Origin of the sequence: Microbacterium horticulturae (genome assembly GCF_029094505.1) — a bacterium.
Lineage (GTDB): Bacteria > Actinomycetota > Actinomycetes > Actinomycetales > Microbacteriaceae > Microbacterium > Microbacterium horticulturae.
This window is the reverse complement of sequence record NZ_CP119108.1, coordinates 179449-201308: the sequence shown is the minus strand read 5'-3', so window position 1 is coordinate 201308 and position 21860 is coordinate 179449. Positions and strand designations below refer to the sequence as shown.

General features: G+C 72.4%; 14 protein-coding genes. 7 read left to right on the top strand and 7 right to left on the bottom strand.

Annotated elements, in window-relative coordinates; translation table 11 throughout:
- Positions 1 to 85: 85 nt before the first annotated feature.
- The 4 genes from PU630_RS00930 to PU630_RS00915 all read left to right on the top strand — a co-directional run bounded on the left by PU630_RS00930 (position 86) and on the right by PU630_RS00915 (position 6543).
- Positions 86 to 1588 carry an MFS transporter gene (locus tag PU630_RS00930; protein WP_275278480.1) on the top strand — a complete coding sequence of 501 codons (1503 nt, stop codon included), beginning with the start codon at positions 86 to 88 and terminating at the stop codon, positions 1586 to 1588.
- A 48-nt stretch (positions 1589 to 1636) separates the two neighbouring features.
- On the top strand, positions 1637 to 3715 hold the full coding sequence (locus tag PU630_RS00925) for an aldehyde dehydrogenase family protein (protein WP_275278479.1): 2079 nt from the start codon (positions 1637 to 1639) through the stop codon (positions 3713 to 3715).
- On the top strand, positions 3712 to 5304 hold the full coding sequence (locus PU630_RS00920) for a GMC family oxidoreductase (RefSeq protein ID WP_275278478.1): 1593 nt from the start codon (positions 3712 to 3714) through the stop codon (positions 5302 to 5304). The genes PU630_RS00925 and PU630_RS00920 overlap by 4 nt, the downstream gene beginning before the upstream one ends.
- 228 nt (positions 5305 to 5532) lie before the next feature.
- A complete protein-coding gene (locus tag PU630_RS00915) occupies positions 5533 to 6543 on the top strand; it encodes a malate dehydrogenase (protein WP_275278477.1) in 1011 nt (336 codons plus the stop codon).
- 142 nt (positions 6544 to 6685) lie between these two features.
- On the opposite strand, the gene pip is transcribed toward PU630_RS00915, so the two are convergent.
- The gene (gene pip / locus PU630_RS00910) at positions 6686 to 7600 is read right to left on the bottom strand and encodes a prolyl aminopeptidase (protein ID WP_428982018.1); all 915 of its coding nucleotides are present in this window, start codon (positions 7598 to 7600) and stop codon (positions 6686 to 6688) included.
- Between the two features lie 244 nt (positions 7601 to 7844).
- Between pip and PU630_RS00905 the strand changes: the two genes are divergently transcribed.
- Together PU630_RS00905 and PU630_RS00900 are read left to right on the top strand one after the other, a co-directional pair.
- Positions 7845 to 9602 carry a cation:proton antiporter gene (locus PU630_RS00905; protein ID WP_275278475.1) on the top strand — a complete coding sequence of 586 codons (1758 nt, stop codon included), beginning with the start codon at positions 7845 to 7847 and terminating at the stop codon, positions 9600 to 9602.
- A gap of 231 nt (positions 9603 to 9833) precedes the next feature.
- Positions 9834 to 10253 carry a recombinase family protein gene (locus tag PU630_RS00900; RefSeq protein WP_275278474.1) on the top strand — a complete coding sequence of 140 codons (420 nt, stop codon included), beginning with the start codon at positions 9834 to 9836 and terminating at the stop codon, positions 10251 to 10253.
- Positions 10254 to 10300: 47 nt separating this feature from the next.
- Here the strand turns inward: PU630_RS00900 and PU630_RS00895 are convergent, their stop codons facing one another.
- A complete protein-coding gene (locus PU630_RS00895) occupies positions 10301 to 12544 on the bottom strand; it encodes an LLM class flavin-dependent oxidoreductase (RefSeq protein WP_275278473.1) in 2244 nt (747 codons plus the stop codon).
- A gap of 225 nt (positions 12545 to 12769) precedes the next feature.
- On the opposite strand from PU630_RS00895, the gene PU630_RS00890 reads away from it, so the two are divergent.
- A complete protein-coding gene (locus PU630_RS00890; RefSeq protein ID WP_275278472.1) occupies positions 12770 to 13558 on the top strand; it encodes a glycosyltransferase family 2 protein in 789 nt (262 codons plus the stop codon).
- Positions 13559 to 13781: 223 nt separating this feature from the next.
- Here the strand turns inward: PU630_RS00890 and PU630_RS00885 are convergent, their stop codons facing one another.
- From PU630_RS00885 to PU630_RS00865, 5 genes are read right to left on the bottom strand one after another with little or no spacing between them, the layout of a single operon-like run.
- The gene (locus tag PU630_RS00885) at positions 13782 to 14681 is read right to left on the bottom strand and encodes an alpha/beta fold hydrolase (RefSeq protein WP_275278471.1); all 900 of its coding nucleotides are present in this window, start codon (positions 14679 to 14681) and stop codon (positions 13782 to 13784) included.
- A 58-nt stretch (positions 14682 to 14739) separates the two neighbouring features.
- On the bottom strand, positions 14740 to 15405 hold the full coding sequence (locus tag PU630_RS00880) for an ABC transporter ATP-binding protein (RefSeq protein ID WP_275278470.1): 666 nt from the start codon (positions 15403 to 15405) through the stop codon (positions 14740 to 14742).
- Positions 15402 to 16487, bottom strand: coding sequence for an ABC transporter ATP-binding protein (locus PU630_RS00875; RefSeq protein WP_275278469.1), 1086 nt, complete (start codon positions 16485 to 16487; stop codon positions 15402 to 15404). The genes PU630_RS00880 and PU630_RS00875 overlap by 4 nt, the downstream gene beginning before the upstream one ends.
- On the bottom strand, positions 16484 to 19168 hold the full coding sequence (locus PU630_RS00870; RefSeq protein ID WP_275278468.1) for an FtsX-like permease family protein: 2685 nt from the start codon (positions 19166 to 19168) through the stop codon (positions 16484 to 16486). Before PU630_RS00870 ends, PU630_RS00875 begins: the two co-directional genes overlap by 4 nt.
- Positions 19165 to 21843 (bottom strand): hypothetical protein, encoded by a 2679-nt coding sequence (locus tag PU630_RS00865; protein ID WP_275278467.1) that lies wholly within the window; start codon positions 21841 to 21843, stop codon positions 19165 to 19167. The genes PU630_RS00870 and PU630_RS00865 overlap by 4 nt, the downstream gene beginning before the upstream one ends.
- Positions 21844 to 21860: the final 17 nt, after the last annotated feature.

Genomic DNA, 21860 nt, shown 5'->3' with positions numbered 1-21860 from the left:
CGTCGACGTCGCTTCGGGTCGCTGCGCTCGCTCAACGACCGGACGTCGACCAGTTCTCGGGCCGCCCGCGACATACACTGACGGGATGAGCAACGACGCTCCCGACGCCGCTGCACCCGAAACGAACGCGCCCGCGCGCGCTCCCCGGCTGCCGCCCCCTGTGATCACCCGTTATGCCATCGGCTCGATCGGCACGGGCGGGTTCGCGACCCTGCCCGGCCTCGTGCTGACCTACTACCTGACCGACTCACTCGGCGTCGCGGCCCTCGTGGCCGGCATCGTCATCACGGCGGCCAAGATCTGGGACGTCATCATCGACCCGATCGTCGGCGCCCTCAGCGACCGCGACCGGTCGCGCCACGGCACCCGCCGCCGGCTCATGCTCATCGGAGCCTGCACGATCTGGGTGTTCTTCGCCCTGACCTTCGCGACGCCTCCCGCGCTCGGCCCGGTGTTCGGCGCGATCTGGGTGCTGGTCGCGTTCCTGTTGACCGCGACATCCTTCAGCCTGTTCCAGGTGCCGTACATCGCCCTGCCCGCCGAGCTCACGCCGGGCTACGACGAGCGCACGCGGTTGCTCACCTGGCGCGTCGTGGTGCTGACGCTCGCGATCCTGCTGTTCGGCGCCGGCGGACCGGCGCTGCGCCGGCTCACGAGCGACCCCGTCACGGGATATCTGCTGATGGGCGTGGTCGCCGGCATCGTGCTGGCGGGCGGGATGCTGGTGGCAACGACGGTCGCAAAGCTCGCGGCCTCTCGCTCGTTGAGCGAGCGAAGCGAGTCGAAATGGGACACCAATGGCGTTTCGTCTCGCGGCTCCGCCGCTCGCTCAACGGGCGCGGGGCTCAGCATCCGCGCGCACTACGCCGAGGGCATCGGCACCCTGCGGCGCAGCGCGCCGTTCCGCACCCTGCTGTCGGCGTACCTGTTGCAGGCTCTGGCGACCGGGCTCATGCTCGCCGGCGCGCAGTATGTCGCGACCTGGGTGCTGCACTCCGAGGCCGCCGTCGAGCTGCTGTTCGCGGCGCTCATCGCGCCGGCCTTCCTGGCCGCGCCGGGCTGGGGAGCGATCGCGGGCCGCCTCGGCAAAGAGCGCACGTTCGCGTTCGCCAGCGTCGTCTTCGCCGTCGCGGCGCTCTCCCTGTTCGGCCTGCAGTTCGCGCCGGGTGCTTGGGCCTACGCGCCGGTGGCGGTCGCGGGCATCGCCTATGCGGGCATGCAGTCGCTGCCGATGGCGATGCTGCCCGACGTCATCTCGCACGACGAGCGCACGAACGGGCCCGGCCGGGCCGGAACCTTCAGCGGCGTCTGGACCGCCGGCGAGACGATCGGCATGGCGCTCGGGGCGACGGCGCTGTCGATCATCCTCGCCATCACCGGATACGTCTCGTCGACGAACGACATGACGGTCACGCAGCCGGATGCCGCGGTCTCGGGCATCGTCGTCAGCTTCAGCATCGCTCCTGCCGTGCTTATCGTGCTGAGCCTGATCGCCCTCGGCCGGTACCGGCTGCGCCGAGGCGACATCGACGCCGGCGCCGACCCCGCGCGCCCCTCGCCGAACGCGACGGGATCGCACCGGCGCTGACACCGGATCCCACGCCTAGACTGAGAACCCCGCCCGAAGGAGAGCGACGTGCCGTCAGCCGACACCAGCCCCGACCAGTCCCCCACCGAGGTTTCCACCGACGTTTCGACCGAGGCTTCGGCCGAGGTTTCCGCCCCGGACTCCGTCGCCACACCGGAGCCGCGCTCCGCGACGGCCGATGCCGCCTCGTCCGCGCCTCCTGTGGATAAGGACACCTCCACGACGAACGCCCCGACGACCTCGGCCGGTGGCGCCGAGCCTGACCCCGGCGACGAGCCCGACCCCGGCGCCGTGGCCACGCAGAAGGCGAAGGCTGCACCGAAAGCGAAGCCCACGCCGAAAGCCAAGCCCGCACCGAAGTCGAAGCCCGCGCCGAAGACCAAACCCGCACCGAAAGGGAAGGCCGCCGCATCCCCCGCTCTTCCCGAGGGGACGCGCGACGCGCTCGACGCCGCGATCGGCGCCGTGCAGACGGGCGCCCGCGCCTGGACGCTGCTCACGCTCGACCAGCGGGCCCGGCTGTTCGAGCGGGTGCGCGCGGCCGTCGTGGCATGTTCCGAAGAGTGGGCGACCACCGCGGCCCGCTCGAAGGGTCTCGACGAGTCGAATCCGCTGTTCGGCGAAGAGTGGCTGGCCGGCCCGTACGCGGTGCTCGAGGCCATCGACGGCTACATCGCGACGCTGCGTCGGCTCGACGACGGCGCAAGCCCTCTGCACGGGGTCCGAATGGATGCTGCGCCCGGGGACCGGGTGCGGGCGCATGTGTTCCCGGCCGAGGGAATGGACCGTATCCTGCTCTCGGGCTTCACCGGAGAGGTGTGGTTCGAGCCGGGCGTCAGCGGCGCGCAGGCGCGGACCGACGCGGGGCTGGGGCAGCGGCATCCCGACGAATCCGCCACCGTGGGACTCGTGCTGGGCGCGGGTAACATCACGGCGATCCCGGTGCTCGACGTGTTCTATGAGCTGCTGGCAGCCAACCGCGTCAGCGTGCTGAAGGTCAACCCGACGCAGGATGCGCTCGTGCCGATCTACGAGCGGGCGCTGGCTCCGCTGGTCGAGCCCGGCTTTCTGCGCGTCGTGCGCGGTGCCGGCGACGTCGGCGCGTACCTGACCGGGCACGAGGCCTTCACTCACGTGCACATCACTGGGGCGGCCACGACGTTCGACGCCATCGTGTGGGGCACGGGCGACGAGGCAGCCCGGCGTCGCGCGGCCGACGACCCGAAGCTGGCCACGCCCATCACCGCCGAGCTGGGCGGCGTCTCCCCGATCATCGTCGTGCCGGGCCGCTGGTCGAAGGCCGACCTTGCCTACCAGGCGTCGCACATCGCGACGATGCGGCTGCATAACAGCGGGCACAACTGCATCGCCGGCCAGGTCGTGATCATGAGCCGCGATTGGGCGCAGCGCGACGAGTTTCTGCAGGCGCTGCGCGCCGCGTACGCGGATGCCCCACAGCGACCCGTCTGGTACCCCAACAGCGAGGGCAAGCTGGCTGCGGCATCCACCGACTATCCCGACGCCAAGTGGTGCGCGGACCACACGCGCGCGCTCGTCGAGATCGGCGCCGGCGACGACGCCACGGCCCTCGAGCAGACCGAGTACTTCTCACCGGTACTGGGCGTCGTCGAGCTGCCCGGCAACGGGCAGGAGTTCCTCGACGCGGCGGTGGCGCACGCGAACGACCGACTCGCCGGAACCCTCGGCGCCAACGTGCTGATCGACTCCGACACCGAGCACGCGCTGGGCGACGGCTTCGAGCGCGCGATCGCCGAGCTGCGCTACGGCGGCATCGCGATCAACGCCTGGACGGGCATCGTGTTCGCCACGCCCGTGCTGTCGTGGGGCGCGTTCCCCGGCGGCACGCTCGAGGAGGTGTCCAGCGGCATCGGCGTCGTGCACAACACGCTGCTGCTCGACCACGTGGAGCGGTCGGTCATGCGAGGGCCGTTCCGCCCCTTCCCGCGGTCGCTGGGCGGGCGAGGTCGTTTCTCGGTCCTGCCCAAGCCGCCGTGGTTCGTCGACGCGCGCACCGGCACGGCCGTGAGCGAAGGCCTCACCCGGTGGGACATGCACCACAGCGTGCCGGGCCTGATCGCCACGCTCACGAAGGCGATGCGTTCGTGAGCCGACCGCTGCACGCCGACTACATCGTCGTCGGGGCGGGGTCGGCGGGCGCCGCCCTGGCCGCGCGCCTGAGCGAGGATCCGCACACCGACGTGCTGCTGCTCGAGGCGGGCGGACCCGACAAGGCGCTCGAGCTGCACGTGCCGGCCGCGTTCTCGAAGCTCTTCCGCGGACCCTACGACTGGAACTACGACACCATCCCGCAGGAGCACCTCGAGGGCCGCACGGTGTACTGGCCGCGCGGCAAGACCCTCGGCGGATCGTCGTCGCTGAACGCCATGATGTGGATCCGGGGCTTCGCCGCGGACTACGACGCGTGGGGGGATGCCGTGGGCCCGCGATGGTCGTGGGAAGGGCTGGTCCCCTACTTCCGCCGCGTCGAGAACACGCAGGACGCCGCCGACGAGACCCAGGGCACCGCCGGCCCGCAGCGGGTCGAGCACCAGCGCGACCCGCGGCCGCACACCGTCGCCTTCCTTGAGGCCGCGCGGGAGGCCGGGTATCCGGTGACGCCCGCGAACCTTCCCGCGGCGCAGGGGTTCTCGCAGACGATGGTCACGCACTCCCGGGGCGCGCGGGCCTCGACCGCCGACGCGTATCTGCGCCCGGCATCCCGCCGCCGCAACCTGCGCGTGGTGACGAACGCGCTCGTGCGGCGCGTGACGTTCGCGGGCACGCGCGCCACCGGCGTCTACGTCGAGATCGACGGGATCACGCGGCAGGCGGTCGCGCGGCGCGAGGTGATCCTCTGCGGCGGAGCCGTGAACACGCCCCAGCTGCTGCAGCTGAGCGGCATCGGACCCGCCGATCACCTGCGTGATCGCGGCATCCACCCGCTCGTCGACGCTCCCGAGGTCGGGGCGAACCTGCAGGACCACCTCGTGGCCGGGCTCGCGCCCGCCGTCCGCGGCGGCACGCTCTACAACGCTGAGAAGCGCGCCGAGCTCGTCCGCTACCTCGCGCAGCGTCGCGGCATGCTGACGTCGAACGTCGCCGAGGCCTACGGGTTCGTGCGCACCGACGGCGGCGACGGACTGCCCGACATCGAGATCATCTTCGCCGCGGCGCCGTATGTCGGCGAGGGCCTGGTGCCGCTGCCGGGCGAGGGGATCACGGTCGGGGCGATCCTGCTGCAGCCGCGCAGCCGCGGCACCGTGCGGCTGGCATCGGCGGATCCGAACGAGAAGCCGCTCATCGACCCCGGGTATCTGTCGGATCCGGCCGACGCCGAGACGCTGCGCGCCGGACTGGTCGTGTGCGAGCGTCTGCTCGACACCGACGCGCTTCGCGCTATGACCACCGGCGCCTGGGTGCAGCCTGCCGGCGGCGAGCGCATGAGTGCCGACGAGCGTGCTGAGCTGTCGCTGCGCCGCTATTCGCACACGCTGTACCACCCGGTCGGCACCGCACGGATGGGAGTGGATGCCGCATCCGTCGTCGACCCCGAGCTACGCGTCCGCGGGGTCGAGGGACTGCGCGTGGCCGACGCGTCGGTGATGCCGCGGATCATCCGCGGGCACACGAACGCCCCCGCGATCGTGATCGGCGAGGTGGCGGCGGACCTGATCCGGGGCGTGCCCAGTCGTTGAGCCCCGGTCGTTGAGCGAGCGAGCGAAGCGAGCGAGTCGAAACGACTCCCGACCACCAGGCTCGTTTCGACTCGCTGCGCTCGCTCAACGACCGACCCCGGTTCAGACCTCCGCTCATCCGAGCCTCGATCGCCCCGAAGACGGCGCGCCGCGGCATCCATCCACCAGATCAGCGGAGTTCTGAACACCCGACCTCCGCCGCGCACTTCGCCGGAATAGGCTCAGACCATGGCGCAGACACCTGTCACCGCGACCATCACCGGCGCGGGCGGCCAGATCGGCTATGCCCTGCTCTTCCGTATCGCGGCGGGCGACCTGCTCGGGCCCGACCGCGAGGTGCGGCTGCGGCTGCTGGAGATTCCGCAGGGGCTGAGATCGGCCGAGGGCGCCGCGCTTGAGCTGCAAGACGGCGCCTTTCCCCTGCTGCGCGGCGTCGAGGTCACCGACGACGCCGCGATCGGCTTCGACGGGTGCGACATAGCGCTGCTCGTGGGCTCGCGGCCGCGCGGGCCGGGCATGGAGCGCGCCGACCTGCTCGCAGCGAACGCCGGGATCTTCGGACCGCAGGGAGCGGCGATCCAGGAGCATGCGGCGCCCGACGTGCGGGTCGTGGTGGTCGGCAACCCCGCGAACACCAATGCCCTCATCGCGCGCGCGGCGGCACCCGAGCTGCCCGACGACCGGTTCACCGCGCTCACCCGCCTCGACCACAATCGCGCGGTCGGCCAGCTGGCGGCGGCGCTCGACGTGGGCGCCGGGGCGATCCGCGATGTGGCTATCTGGGGCAACCACTCCGCGTCGCAGTTCCCCGACGTCGCGCACGCGACGGTCGACGGCAGGCCCGCGATGCAGGCCCTGGCCGAGCGCTTCGGCGGGGCGGAGAACGCCGCCGGCTGGCTCGACGACGAGTTCGTCCCCCGGGTGGCGAAGCGCGGCGCCGAGATCATCGAGGTGCGCGGGTCGTCGTCGGTCGCCTCCGCGGCGAACGCGACGATCGATCACGTGCGCGACTGGATGCTCGGCCGACCCGCCGACGCCGGCTGGACCTCGGCCGCCGTCGTCTCACACGGCGAGTATGGCGTGCCCGAGGGGTTGGTGTCGTCGTTCCCGGTCACGAGCGACGGGTCGGGATACCGCACCGTCGAGGGACTGGACGTGGATGCCCGAGCCCGGGCCCGCATCGCCGCGTCGGTCGCCGAGCTGGTCGGCGAGCGCGAGGCGGTGGCGGGGCTGCTCTAACCGGCGCGCGGGGGCCGCGCGCCGGACCGCCCGTTGTACATCAAACCGTCCACTGCACATCAATCTGTCGCCGGTTTGATGTGCACAGGGCAAATTCATATGAATTTGCCCCCGCCCCGCCAGCGGCGGGCCGCAGCCGGGCTCAGCCCGCGAGGCGGTCGGTCGCGGCGCGCAGCGCCCGCGCGATGCCGGGCTCGCTCGCGGCGTGACCCGCGTCATCCACCACCACGAACTCGGCCTCGGGCCAGGCACGGTGCAGCTCCCACGCGGTCATCATCGGGGTGCACACGTCGTAGCGGCCCTGGACGATGACGGCCGGGATGCCGCGCAGCGACGCCACCCCGGCGATGAGCTGATGGTCACCGAACCATCCGCGGTTGAGGAAGTAGTGATTCTCGATGCGCGCGAACGCCACGGCGTGGTCGGGCTCGACGGCCTCGGCCACCCTCTCCTCGTCTGGCAGCAGCGAGATCGTCTCTGCCTCCCAGCGCGACCACGCCACCGCCGCCGGCACATGCACGGACGGATCGGGGTCGGTCAGCCGGCGGTGGTACGCCTCGATCATGCGTGAGCGCTCGAGCACCGGGATGGGGGCGATGAACTCTTCCCACTTGTCGGGGAACAGCGCCGCCGCCCCGCCCTCGTAGAACCACTCGAGCTCATGCCGCTGGAGTGTGAAGACTCCGCGCAGCACGATCTCGCTCACCGACGACGAATGCGCCTGCGCGTATGCAAGCGCGAGCGCGCTGCCCCACGACCCGCCGAACACCATCCAGCGGTCGATGCCGAGGTTCTTGCGCAGCAGCTCGAGGTCGGCCACGAGGTACCAGGTGGTGTTGTGACGCAGGTCGGCGTCGGGATCGGAGACGTGCGGGGTCGACTTGCCGCAGCCGCGCTGGTCGAGAAGGACGATGCGGTAGCGCTCCGGGTCGAAGAAGCGCCGGTGCCATGCGGACGTGCCGCTGCCCGGCCCTCCGTGCAGGAACACCACGGGCTTGCCATCAGGGTTACCGCTCTGCTCCCAGTACACCCGCTGCCCGTCGCCGACCAGCAGCATCCCGCTGTCGTAAGGCTCGATGTCCGGATAAAGGACATCGTCCACACGTGTCGGACCGCTCACAATTTCCCCCCGGACGTTCAGATTTCCGGTGAACGTCATGCGATAACGTTATCGCGAGCGCACCGCCGGGGCGAGGATGCCGCAGCCCGCATATGCCCGATCGGTGGACATTCCGCGGCGGTTCGCACAGAGGACGCGCGGTGCCGCTCTCCCTCCCACATCCGCATCGCGAGGAGGACCGATGGAAGACCCCCTGCTGCTCGGACTGGTCATCGCGGTCGCCGGCGTGATCGTCATCGTCGTCATCAACACGCTCGCACAACGGCTGGGCGTGGCCGGCCCGCTCCTGCTGGTCGCCGTGGGCCTCATCATCTCGGTGCTGCCGTTCGTCGACATCCCGCCGATCCCGCCCGAGTGGATCCTGGTGGGTGTGCTGCCCCCGCTGCTGTACTCGGCGGCAGTCAAACTCCCGGCCATCGAGTTCCGGAGAGACTTCGGACCCATCGCCGGCATGGCCGTCGTGCTGGTGCTGGTCAGTGCCATAGTGCTGGGCGTGTTCTTCTGGCTCGTCATCCCGAGCGTGAGCCTGCCGGTGGGCATCGCGCTGGGAGCTATCCTCTCCCCGACGGATGCCGTGGCCACCTCCATCGCTAAACGGCTGGGTATCGCGCCGCGCGTGGTGACGATGCTCGAGGGCGAGAGCCTGCTGAACGACGCGACGGCCCTCGTGCTGCTGCGCACGGCCGTGGCCGCCATCGCCGGCGGCTTCTCCGTCTGGGGCGCGATCGGCACGTTCGCGTGGGGTGTGGTCGCCGCCCTCATCGTCGGCGCCATCGTCGGCTGGGTCGTGCTGATGCTGCGGGAGTGGATCGGCGGCGCGGCCGCCAACACCGCGATCAGCTTCTGCGCGCCGTTCCTCGCGTACCTTCCCACCGAGCACCTCGGCGGTTCGGGTCTGGTGGCCGCAGTGGTCGCGGGCATCGTGGCCGGGCAGGGCTCGCGCCGCCGGCTGACCCCCGAGCAGCGGCTGAGCGACAATCTCAACTGGCGCACGATCGAGCAGGTGCTCGAGGGCGCCGTGTTCCTGGTGATGGGGCTCGAGCTGCGCGACATCCTCGAGCAGACCATCGCCGATGTCGGCTCGTTCGGGCACGCGGTCTGGCAGGGCGTGTGGCTGGCGCTGGTGGCTCTCGCGATCGTGCTGCTGGTGCGCACCGCGTACGTGTCGCTCGTCGTGTGGGGGCAGTCGCGACGCGCGGACCGCCTCGACCGCGACCGCCTCACCCACTTCAGCGAACGGCTCGACGGCCTCGAGGACGGCAGCATCCCCTTTCCTCAGGGACGCGGAGCACCGTCCGATCCCGCGCGGCAGCAGCGCCGCGTGGACACGATGCGCACGCGGGTCAACCGCCTGATCGCCGACTTCGACTATTACCAGTCACAGCCGGTGGGCTGGCGCAACGGGACGATCCTGGTGTGGGCGGGCATGCGCGGTGTCGTCACGCTCGCGGCCGCTCAGACGCTGCCACGCGAGGGCATCGACCACCGGGCGCTGCTGGTGTTCGTCGCGTTCCTCGTGGCGCTGATCAGCCTGATGATGCAGGGGTTCACCCTGCCCTGGGTGGTGCGGATCCTGGGGCTGGCCAACACCGGCGAAGAGTCGCCGCTGGCGGGCGAGAAGGCGCGTCTGGATGCCGCGCTGCGCGCCGCGAGTGCTCAGGCGCTGAGCTCGACCGAGCTGCGAAAGCACGACGGCGCCCCGTTCACTCCGCAGCTGACCGAGCGCCTGCGCGATCAGATGAGCGCCCCGCCCAGCGACGATCGCTCGGCGGTCGCCCGCGAGATGCTCGAACTGCGGCTCATCTCGATCACCGCGATGCGGCGGTCGCTGGCCGACCTCTCGCACGGCGGGTCGTACAGCTCGGCGACCCTGCGCCATGCGCTGGCCGAGCTCGACGCCGACGAGATGAGCCTGCGCCTGCGCCTCGAAGACGAGTGAGGGTCGACGTTGCGACATTTCGTCGCTTCGACATTTCGTCGCTTCGACCCGCGCCGCTCAGTCAACGACCCCGTCTTCCACCGTTCGGTCGTCACGAATGACGGCTTTCGGCGGGAAAATCGGTAATCCGTGACGACCGAAATTCAGAGCCGGTCGCCCCGCAAGCGGCGCGCGCAGCGCGCCCGAGTCCAAACGCTCGTCAGTGTCGGTGGCGCGGGGGAGAATAGAGTCATGAACGAGAGCGGTCCTGCGGAGCACGTGGCGGCAGAATGCCCGGAGTGCTTCGAGCAGTTGCAGAGCGACCGCGACTGGTGGCAGGCACGCCCGACCGGGTCGCGCCTGGTCGGCGTCGTCGTCGCACGCGACGACATGCCGTCGATCAAGCAGCAGCGTGACGACCTGACGCGTTTCGGCGTGCCGATCGAGGGGTTCCGGCATCCCTCTCCCGAGACGCTCGAGAGCTGGGAAGAGCGGCTGGTCCGCCTGTTCGGCACGCTGCAGAACGGCGACGTCGTGGTCGTGGCGAGCATCCACGCGCTCGGCCGTTCGCGCGATGAGGAGAACCGCACCCTTGCCGAGCTGCGCCGCCGCGGCGTGATGGTCAAGGTGCTCGGCCACGAGAGCCGGCACCTGCGCGACGCCGCGCGTTAGCCCGTCACGCGGCGCCCGGAGCCCGGCGCCCGGACCCACGGGCGCGCTCAGCCGGTCACGCCCTCCTCGGGCGGAATCGCGAAGTTGTCGGAGAACACCCCGTCCGGGTCGACTCGCGCCTTGATAGCGCGCAGGCGCGCGAGGTGGGCGGGCGGGAACGCCTCGCCGATCCGCTCGGGTCGCAGCGTCGAGTCGAAGCTCAGGTAGACGCCGCGCGCATGCGCGGCGAGCTCGCGCCAGTGCACGTCGAGCCGCTGCGGATCGGCCCCGAACGCGACGGCCGAGAACGCCGCCTGCCGGTGCGCATAGGCGGTGGCGTCTTCGGGCACATCGGCCACGGCCCCGCCCACCGACCGGATCTGGAAGAAGTACGAGTCGCCGGCGTCCAGCATCCCTTCGATGAGGGATGCCGCAGCCGGTGTGATCTCGTCGAGCTGGGCCGAGCGCGCCAGCGGCTCGCCGGCGCCATGCTGCGGGCCGATGTCGGCGTTCGACATGACCTGGGCGTACGAGGTCAACTGCACCTGCTGGTCGAGCAGCGGGCCCAGCTGCGCAAACGGCTGCAGCGCCGCGACGATGTCGTCGGGCTCGGAGCGGTCGACCATCGCCATGACGTGCGCGACCTGCGGCTGTCGGGGCCGGCGCGGGCCCATGATCAGGAAGCTCGTCACCTCGCGCGGCGCGGCCTGCACGGTCTGCCCCCAGCGCACGAGGAAGTCGGCGGTGTCGGACGCATCGAACACCAGCCGCGCGAACCCGAGCGGGCCGACCTCGTCGACCTCGAACTCGAACGCGGTCGCGATGCCCATGTTCGCGCCTGCGCCGCGCATCGCCCAGAACAGCTCGGGGTCGGATGCGGCATCCACCCGCTCGATCATGCCATCGGCGAGCACCACCTCGACCGCGCGCACGTGGTCGATGGTCAGGCCGTGCTCGCGGGCGAGCCAACCGATGCCGCCCGCTGTGGCGAGTCCCCCGACGCCGACCGCACCGTAGTCGCCCGAGCTGAGCGCCCAGCCGTGCTCGGCGAGGACGGCGGCGACCTCCATCCAGCGGGCGCCGGGACCGATGCGCACCAGGCGCCGGGCTTCGTCGATGACCTCGATGTCGTTCAGGCGACGCAGGTCGATGACGATGCCACCGTCGTTCGTGGAACGTCCGGAGATGCCGTGGCCCCCGCTGCGGACGGCGAGCGGAAGGTCGGAATGCCGGCGCGCGAAGGCGAGCGCTGCGGCCACCTGTGCCGGCGAGTCGGGCTGCAGGACGATGCCCGGCTCGCCGCCGCGCATGTAGGTCGATTGCACGTCGGCGTAGTCGAAGTCGCCGGGCTCGATGACATGGAGACCTGCAGGCACGTCGTCGTACGCTATGCCGCTGCGACGGGCGGCGAGCGCCGCGGCTGAGCGCGTCGACGCCGGCGCGATGCCGCGGCCGGCGCGCTCTTGTGCGACGAGCTCGCGCACGGCCGGGGCGATCTCCTCACCGAACGCCTGGATCGAGCCCGCGTCGTCGGCGGCGAGGATGAAGGTGCCGATCCCGTCGTCGAGGGTCAGCTGCGCGAGCTGCTCGACCCAGCCCTGCACGTCGCCCGAGGGGCCGCCGATGTTCAGCAGCCGGCGGATCTCGTGCGGGTCGCGCCCGACACCGGCTGCGGCATCGTCGATGCGCGCATTTCCGGCCGCGAGGTCGCCCGGCTTCATGTAGCCGTGCGAGGGCAGCCAGCCGTCGGCGAGCCGGCCGGTGAGCGCGAGCATGCGCGGCTTGTACGCGCCCAGCCAGATGGGGATGTCGTGTGCCGGACGCGGACCGCGCTTCGCGCCGTGAGCCCGGTAGTAGGCGCCCTCTTCGAAGATGCCGCCACGGGTCGCGGCATCCCACGACTGACGGATCAGTCCGATGGCCTCTTCCAGCGCCGAAACAGCCTGGCCGGGGGTGAGCCGGCGCCCGCCCATGGCCTCGATGGCGTCCCAGAAGGCGCCCGAGCCCAGGCCGAGATCGAAGCGACCGCCGCTCAGCAGATCGAGGCTCGCGGCCGCGCGCGCGACGACGAGCGGCGGGCGCAGCGGCAGGTTGAGCACATTGGGAGCGAGATGGATGCTCTCGGTCTGCGCCGCCGCGTACGACAGCAGCGTCCACGTGTCGAGGAACGCCGGCTGGTACGGGTGGTCCTGAAAGGTCACGAGGTCGAGACCCGATGTCTCGGCGTGGCGGGCGAGCGCGACCGGCGCCTGCGGCTGCGCGTTCGCGGGGGTGATGAAGACGCCGAAGCGCAGCGGGTGTCCGTAGTCCAAGGGATTCCTCCGGTGGCGGCAACCAGGGCGCGGGCGCATGTATTCCCGCGTATGGAAATGGGGTGGCCCGGTCGCTGAGCGAGCGAAGCGAGTCGAAACGACGCCCAGGGGTTCTCGCGCCCTCCTGGGGATAAGCACACCGCCCCGGACGTTGCGCGAGCGGCGCGGGCCGAAACGGCCCTCCACACACCGACCAGACGCGCCGGTGGCCGTAGGCTGGCGACGATGAGCACCGTGAGCGTCGTCGTCCCGTCGCTGAACGACGCCGCCATGCTGCGTGAGTGCCTGCGGTGCCTGGCCGCGCAGACGCGGGCGCCCGACGAGATCATCGTGGTCGACAACGGCTCGACCGACGACACCGTGGCCGTCGCGCGGGCCGCCGGCGCGCGTGTCGTATCGGAACCGCGCCGTGGCGTGCTGCGCGCCACCGCCGCCGGGTTCGACACCGCGGTCGGCGAGGTGATCGGGAGACTGGATGCCGATTCCCGGCCTGATCCGCACTGGACAGCCCGCGTCGCCGAGCGGTTCGACACCGACCCCGAGCTGGCCGGCCTCACCGGCACGGGAGAGTTCTACGGCGCCGGACGCTTCTGGCGCTGGGTCGGCGGGCACGTCTATCTCGCCGGATACTTCTGGTTCGTGCGCATCATGGCAGGGCAGCAGCCCGTGTTCGGGTCGAACTTCGCACTGCGCCAAGCCGTGTGGGAGCGCGTCCGCGACCGCGTGCACCTCGACGATCCGCACGTGCACGACGACCTCGAGATCACGATGACGCTCGACGCCGACATGCGCGTCGAGTACGACGCCGAGCTGCACGTGGGCGTGTCGGCGCGGCCGTTCCAGAACGTCGCAGGGTTCAAGCGCCGGGCGTCGTGGGCGTTCCACGACATCACGCTGAACCTGCGCGAGATCGGTTGGCGGGAGCGCCGGCGCCGCCGCCGCACGGTGCTCCGGGCTCGCCGCCGCGCTCGTTCGGTCGTCACGGATGACGGTTCTCGCGCGAAAAATCGGTAATCTGCGACGACGGAAGATCCCGTGGTGGATGCCGCGGGCCCCAGCATCCACTCCGCTCGTTCGGTCGTCACGGATGACCGTTCTCGCCCGGAAAATCGGTAATCTGCGACGACGGAACGAGGGTGGCATCAGTTCGGGATGATGCCGCAAGCCGGGGCACACGGCACAGGGCACACGGCGCCCCGCCGCGGCGAAGACACGGGGCCGCGGCATCCACCCCGCGTCAGCGGCCGGCGGCGAAGAAGTCGGTCATGGCTTCCGCGAGCTGGTGCGGCGCGCTCTCGCACGGGCTGTGTCCGGCGTCGAGGATGACGAGCCTGCCGCCGAGACGTTCAGCGAAGTCGCGGTGCGCATCGACCGGCCAGACGTCGTGCCGCCCGGCGACGACGAGGGTCGGGACGCCGCGAGCCCGCACCGCCGACGCGACGTCGGGCGTGTGCTTCATGAGGTCGAAGATGTCGATCACGCTGTCGAGGCGCGTCTTGTCGAATCGCGCCGTCACGAACGCGGCGCGGTCGAGCGGTGCACGATGCACGTTGTGTCGCAGCACCCAGACGAACAGCCGCCCGAGCGCTCTCGAGGGCAGCAGGCCGCTGAACGGTCCCAGCACCTTGAAGGCGCGAAGCGCCTGACCGACCGCCGGCGTCGTCGACAGCAGAGTGAGACTGCGCACGAGCTCGGGGTGCGAGCCGGCGACCGCGGCGGCGACGGTTCCCGCAAACGAGTAACCGAGCAGGTGCGCAGGAGGTCCGGCGGCCAGAACCGCACGCAGGTCTTCTTCGAACAGCGCCATCGCGTAATGTCCGCCCGGCGGCGGGCCCGCCACACCGGACTCGTACTGGCCCGCCATGTCGAAGGATTCGACGCGGAATCCGGATGCCGCGAGCAACGGCATCACGCGCACGAAATCTTCTTTCGACCCGGTCATCCCGGGCATGAGCACGACGCGCTCACCGTCGACCGGGCCGAGGGCGATGCGCGCGAGCGGGCCGCTGGGCGCCGCGAACTCATCGCGTTCGACGTCGGCAGGCAGGGCGCTCCAGTCGATGGGTTGCAGCCCGGCGTCTTGCGCTGCGGCCAGGCGAAGCCGCGCCGCGAGATCGTTCTCACTGCCGATGGTCACGTCTGCATCCTGCCATCTCGCGGCGGGCGGCGCCCGGCCAGGCGGGTGTGTCGCCGCGTCACCCCGCGCTGAGGTGCCCGTCGTGCAGCTGCAGCACCCGGTCGGCGCGCGCGAGCATCGCCGGGTCGTGCGTCGCGACGATCGCCGCGGTGCCACGCTCGTGCACGAGGCTCGCGACCAGCGCCATGATCTGCGCGCCGGTCTCCGAGTCGAGCTGGCCCGTCGGTTCGTCGGCCAGCAGCACGGACGGCTCAGTCACGAGCGCCCGTGCGATGGCGACGCGCTGCTGCTGCCCGCCCGACAGCTCGGCCGGACGCTGCGCGGCATGCTCGGCCAGCCCCACCGCCGCCAGTGCGTCGGCGACACGGCGGGAGCGGTCGGCGGGGTGGGACCTGCGGATCCGCAGCGGCACCTCGACGTTCTCGGCCGCTGACAGGATCGGCACCAGCCCGAACCCCTGGAAGATGCTCGCCACCTCGGTGCCCAGCATCGACGCGCCCTCGCGGCCGTAAAGGTCGACGCCCCCGATCTCGACGCGGCCGGCGTCGGGCGCATCGAGCCCGCCGAGCATCGTCAGCAGCGAGCTCTTTCCCGCACCCGACCGCCCGCGGATCGCCACGAGCTCACCGGCCGCGACCTCGAGGTCGATGGCGTCGACGGCGGTCAGCTCGCCCGCCGGCGTGCGGTAGGTGCGGGTGAGCCCGGTGGCGCGCAGCGCGGTCATGACCGGTCCTCCTCGTCGGAGGTGGATGCCGGGGGCCGGGGATCCTGCTCGGGTTGCGACGTCTGGACTCGCTGCGCTCGCGAGGCGTCCTTATCCCCAGGAGCGTCGGGCGTTTCGACTCGCTTCGCTCGCTCAACGACCGAGGGCACGTCGGACGTTTCGACTCGCGGCTGCGCTGCTCGCTCAACGGGCGGGGGCACCGGCGGCGCCCCGCTCCCGGGCCGCACCTCGATGCGGTCGGGCTCGAGCGAGAGGCGCACCCGGTCGCGCAGCTCGAGCGCCTCGACGTAGTCGGCGGGCAGCTGCATGCGCCCGGCGCGGTCGAGCACCGCGTATTCGGCGGCCACGCGCACGCGGCGTCCGGACTCGTCAGTGTGCGTGGCGCGCAACGTCTCGGTCGAGGTGCGTCCGTCACGGATGCGCACGGTGCGATCGACGTGCTCGGCGACGGTCGCGTCGTGCGTGACGATGAGGGTCGTGGCACCGTGCTCGCGGTTGACCTGTTCCATGGCCGCGAGCACCTCGGCGCTCGTGGCCTCGTCGAGCTCGCCGGTCGGCTCATCCGCGAGCAGCACACGCGGGCCGTTCGCCAGCGCGACGGCGATCGCCACCCGCTGCTTCTGCCCGCCCGACAGCTGCGCGGGTCGCCTGTCAGCGACGTGCGCCACGCCGAGCTGTTCGAGCAGCGCATCCACTCGCTCTTCTCGCTCACGACGAGGGATGACGCCGGCGACGTCCTGGGCCATGGCGACGTTCTCGCGCCCCGAGAGGTATGGGAGCAGGTTGCGCCCGGACTGCTGCCAGACGAACCCGACGACGCCGCGCCGGTAGTCGAGCCGCTCGCGCCCGCGCATGGCGACCAGATCGTGACCGGCGACCCGGGCGCGTCCCGCGCTGGGGGTGTCGGAGCCCGACAGGATGTTCAGCAGCGTCGACTTGCCCGAACCGGACGCCCCGATGAGCGCGACCATCTCGCCGGGCTGTACGAGCAGGTCGAGCCCCTGCAGCGCCTGCACCTCGACGCCCTGCGCCGTGTAGATGCGCACGAGTCCTTCACACACGATGTCGGGTTCGTCACTCATGTCTCGATCTCCTCGTCGATGCGCCGCAGCGCGATCATCGCGGTCATCCGCGCCGCCACAGCCGCAGCGACCACCACGGCGACGGCGGCGATCAGCAGGTAGCCGCCCACGGTCAGCCACACCAGCCACGATGGCGCCGCGATGGGTGCTTGCGCTCCCCCGCCCACGAACCGTGCGAGGTCGACGGCTGGCAGCAGCAGCGGCGGCAGCGTGAAGCCTGCCGCGACGCCGACCGGCAGTGCGAGCAGCAGCGGCGGGGCGACCTCCCATGCCACAAGCGGCAGTTCCCGGCCGCGCGGATACCCCATCGCCGCCAGCAGGCCGAGCATCCGGCCGCGCGCGGGTGCACCGCGCAGCAGGGTCATCGCCACGGCGAGCACGAGCAGCAGCGTCACGATCGCGAGCGCCGCCACGAGCGATGCCTGCACCGCCTGCATCGCCGGGTCGGCGGCGATCTGCGCGGCGATCTCGCTGGGGACGACGGCCTCGGCGCCCTTGCCCAGCAGTCGGGTGGCGGATGCCGCAACCCGCTGCGCCTCGGCACCGTCGGCGACGTCGAGCAGCACCGTGTCGACGTTCGGCGCGGGCCCGAGGATGCGCGCGGCGTCGGCGCGGCCGACGACGAGCCAGAGGCCCGCCGGCGCGAAGGCAGCGCTCTCCGCGTGCGCGGCGACCTCGACCTCGACACCGCGCACGACGATCGCGTCGCCGTCGAGCATCCGGGCGAGCGCGTCCGACGCCACGGCCTGCACGGGTCCGCCGCTCGCACCCAGCGTCTTCGGCAGCGGCAGGGCCCCGGCCACGTCCTGCTGCACCGCGGCGAGCTCCGCGGGATCGACGCCGAGGATCGTCACGGTGGTCCAGGTGCCCTCCGAGTGCGCGGGGAGGGCTGCGCCGCCGTAGACCGGAGCCGCGGCATCCACCCCCTTCAGAGCGCGCAGGGCGGCGAGCTGATCCGCGTCGATCGCCGGGGCGCTCACGCGCAGGTCGGCGCCGGCCTGCGCGCGGGCCGATTGCGCGATGCCCGAGGTGATCGTGGCGATCGACACGCCGGCGAACAGCGCAGTCGCAACGCACACGAGAGCGGCCAGCACGGTGGCGATCGGCAGGGTGCGCCCGCGTCTCGCGCGAGCGGGCCCGACGAGCGCCATGACGCCGCGCCCGCGGGCGACCAGCGCCTCGACACCGGTGAGCACCGGCGGGATGAGGCGCAGCACCACCACGCATCCGATCGCGAACACGGCGGCCGGCACTGCGAGCAGCACCGGCGTGAGCCCCATACCGACCGGTCGGTTCGCGGCGACCAGGATCGTCGCCGCCGCGATGGCGACGACGGCGCCCTCCACGATGAGCCGGCGGCGGCGGGTCGGCCGGTCGGCGACGCCGAGGTCGCGCCGGGCGGTGCGGGCGGCCGCGTTCAGCGCCGCGGCCGGCACGGCGATCATCGGGGTCACCGCGACGATGACCGGAACGACGGTGGATGCCACACCCGTCCACCCCACGAGGATCGCCGCGAGAGCGGCTCCGACGGCGGCACCCACCGCGCCGAGTACGAGCCCTTCCACGCCGAGCAGCGCGGCCAGCAACCGCAGCGACGCCCCTCGGGCGCGCGCGGCGCGCACGGTGCCGACACGGCGCGAGGCGAGCATCCGGCCCGCCATCGCGATGGCGACCACGGCGACCGCCAGCGGCCCGACCGCCGCGAGCGTCGCGACCGCGGCGATGGCATCACCGCGCGCGGCTCCGGCCTCGAGCGACGTCGGAGCCGAGCTGCGGAACGTGAGCCCCTGCTCGTAGAAGCCGGCGCCGCGCACCGAGAACTGCTGCTGCGACGCGGAGAAGCCGCGCAGCTGCGCGGCGAGCTCGGCCGCCTGCGCGCCGGTGACGCGGTCGTCGAGCAGCGGCATCCACACCGTCGTCGACGCCTCGCCCACCCACACGTCGATCGCACCGAGCATGTCGGACGCGGCGTACGCCGTGGCCAGGTGCACCGCCTCACCGCCGCTCTGATCGGCCGACGGGTGCAGTCCGGTCGGCCGCTGCACCCACGCCGGGTCACCGGGGTCGACCGCCTCGTAGAGGCCGACGAGCCTGACGGTCATCGGCAGGTCGCTGAAGCCGAGCACGCGCTTCTGGCCGAGCGGCCACGCAAGCGCCGCCGAGGCCTCCTGCGACAGCACGACGTCGACGACCGGATGCGCTGCGGTCGAGACGTCGGTGGGCCGCGGCATCCGTCCCTTCACGATGCGGATCCGCTGATCAAGGTCCGGATCGAGCGCGACCTCGACCCGGTTCGACGGCGCCGGCACACGCGGGGTCGGCACCGCCGTCTGGCCGTCGAGCACGACAGACACACCGGGCGCGCCCAGCACACGGCGCAGCGGCGACGGCAGGTCGCGGTGGATGCCGGCGGCGGTGTCTTCGGCGAGCGCCCACGGGTCCGCTCCGGTCGTGGAGTCGGGGGATGCCGCACCCTGCAAGGTCGCGACCGGGTCGAGCACGGCGCGGGGCAGGGTGTGCAGTTCGCGCTGCACGGTCGCCGTGCGGGCGTCGTCGAGCAGGGAGGGCACCGCGGCGCCGACGAACGCGATGACCGCGGCGAGGACCACGACGATGAGCGAGACGACCGGGCTCGTCGCCACCGCGCGCACAGCGAGCCCGAGCCCGCGCCGGCCGCTCATGTCACGCCTCCCACTGTCAGCGCCGCGGTGAGAGCGGGCCCGAGCCACAGCGCGATAGCGAGCCCGGCGGCGGCGCCCAGCACGAGCGCGAACACGGCGGTCACGGTCAGTTCGATCGTCGCGGTGGTCCGCTGTCGGGCGGCGGTGAAGCCGAACGAGCGCAGGGGGATCGCCTCGTCGCGCCGCGCCCGCACGACGCCCGCCGACACAGCCGCGAACGCGAGCGCCGCCAGGAGCGCGACCAGAACGATGCCGGCGGCCACGACCGCGAGCACCGGATCGATGAGGCCGGCGCTGCCGATGGATGCCGCGGTCACTATCTGCACCGGGCGATCGGCGACCGCCCGCAGTGCCGCCGAGGTCGCGGCGACATCGTCGGTGTGCGCCCAGAGCTGGCCCGGCGCCGGCACCGAACCGCCCTGGTCGAGCGCGCGGGCGACCAGACCGTTGAGGTCGACGGCGACGCCGGGGATCGTGCCGACACCGGCCACGCCGTCGCGCACCGCCACGATCTCGCCGTCGATCGGGCGGGCGACGGTGCCCAGGCGGAACGAGATCTCGGCGCCGGTGCGCAGTGCGAGCTGGTCGGCCAGCGCCCGGGTGACGACGACCGGGAGCGGGGCGTCGAAGTCGGAAACCGTCACCGCCCGCGGCTCGGGTGTGCGGTCGGAGACGACGACGGCGACGGGCGCGCCGCGTTCGGCCCCGCCGCTGCGGACCGTGACCTGCACGCTGACACCGGGCTGCACATCGGTGCCGCTGACTTGCACCGCGACGAGTGCTTCGCCGTCGTCGACGTCGGTCTCGAGGCGATGCCGCGCCCCGTCGATGGGCACCGCCCCCATCGACACGCGCCGCGCCGAGCCGCTCCGATCGACCAGCCACGCCGTGATGGTCACGTCGGCGCGCGGGTGCAGCGCCTTATCGGTGCCGGCGGCGGCGACGTCGAGCTCGAGGTCTCCGTCGAGGGCCCGCGGCGTACCACCGGCCAGCTCTGCGGCACGGATGCCGGTGGCCGCGGCCAGCTCGTCGGGAGCGAGCGCGAGCAGCTGGGCGTCGGTCTGCCCGATCGTGATCGAGGCGCGCAGCGCGGCGAAGACGTCGGCGCCCGGCACGTCTTCGGGGTTCAGGGCGCGTTCTGGCCCGTCGATGAGCGGCGACACGTCGTACACGCCGCGCACATCGGCGCCGACCACCTGGGCGACCTCCGCGTGCACGACGTCATGGCTGCGCGCGGCGCTGAGCGTCGCGAACCCGATGGCCCCGGCGGCCAGTCCCAGGCTGAGCACCCCGGCGACCACCGTCGACGCCTGCCGTGCGATGCGGCGCAGGGCGAGGACGGCGGCCAGGCCGCGGACCGGGCGGGCGAGCCGTTCGCCGATCGCAGCGAACGGGCCGGCCAACAGCGCCACGATCAGGGCGGCGAAGATCACCACGAGTGCCGGCGCGGCGGCGGCCGCGGCATCCGCCCGTCCATCGAACGCGAGACCCGCGCTCAGCAGCTGCCAGGCGGCGAGGCCCGCCACGATCCCGGCGAACACCGCGGCGACGGCCGTCGCGGCAAGGCCCCGTCGGCTCACGTCGCCGCGCACTTCGGGCTCGGCGAGCGCGGCCGACGTGCCGACCGCCGTGACGAGCACGAGCGCCGCCACCGCGACGGCGCCGGCCCAGACGAGTGCGTGGCCGGGCGGGCTGCCCGCGAGCACGCCGATGCCGGTGGCGACGACGGCCGCGGCGGCGCAGACGACGGCGTTGACCGCGGTGTCTTCGAGGAAGAGCCGGCGGGTCGAGGCGCCCCGGGCCGTCAGCAGATGGACGGCGCCCGCACGCGCGGCACCGTGCGCCCGCGCGAGCACGCCCAGCACGAGTGCACCCATGACGAGCAGCAGCGCGACCGGCACCGCGAGCACGCAGCGCGCGACGCCGGCGGCGCCTGCCGCGCGGGCGAGCGTGGCATCCCACCCTCCGCTCGTGCGCACGCCCGTGCCCTCGAGGTTGTCGAACGCGGTCGCCAGCCGCGCGATGCCGGCGCGGTACCCGGTGATCTGGTCGGCGGCGACAGCGCCGGCGGCGCTGACGATCCACGCCGCGCGCACGCCGCGGCCGTGGTCGGCGATGAAGCCGGGCGAGACCAGCACAGGCCCAACCTCGCCGTCCTCGTGGCCGGATGCGACGGACGGATGGCCCACCCACGCGACGGCGGCCGGATCGCTCGCGCGCCAGGTGCCTGAGACCCTCACGGGGGCGTCGCCGATCTCGGTGAGGCTCAGCGCGCCCGCGACCCCGGCGACGGCGACGTCCGCATCGGTGCTCGGCCATGCACCCGTGTCGAGGGTCGCGACGGTCGCGATGTCGGGATCGGAGAGCAGCACGACCTCCCCGTCGGAGCTCGGTGCACGCGACCACGTCATCCGCCGCACGCTCACGTCGCGGCCCGCGAACGCGGCGTCGATCGCCGCGGTGACGTCGTCGTCGGCCACACCGGCCGGTGCGTCGACGACGATGCTCTGGGCGACGGGATCGGCGTCGGCGACGATCCGCGCCGTGCCGCCGTCGATCGTGCGGTCGGCGATCGCGGTGGTGGCCGCGAGGGCCCCGCCGAGCACCGCGACGGCGACCCCGATGACCACCGACTGACCGGCATGCTGCGCGGCTCGTCGTGCGGCGAACAGCATGCACATCCTCCGTCGGG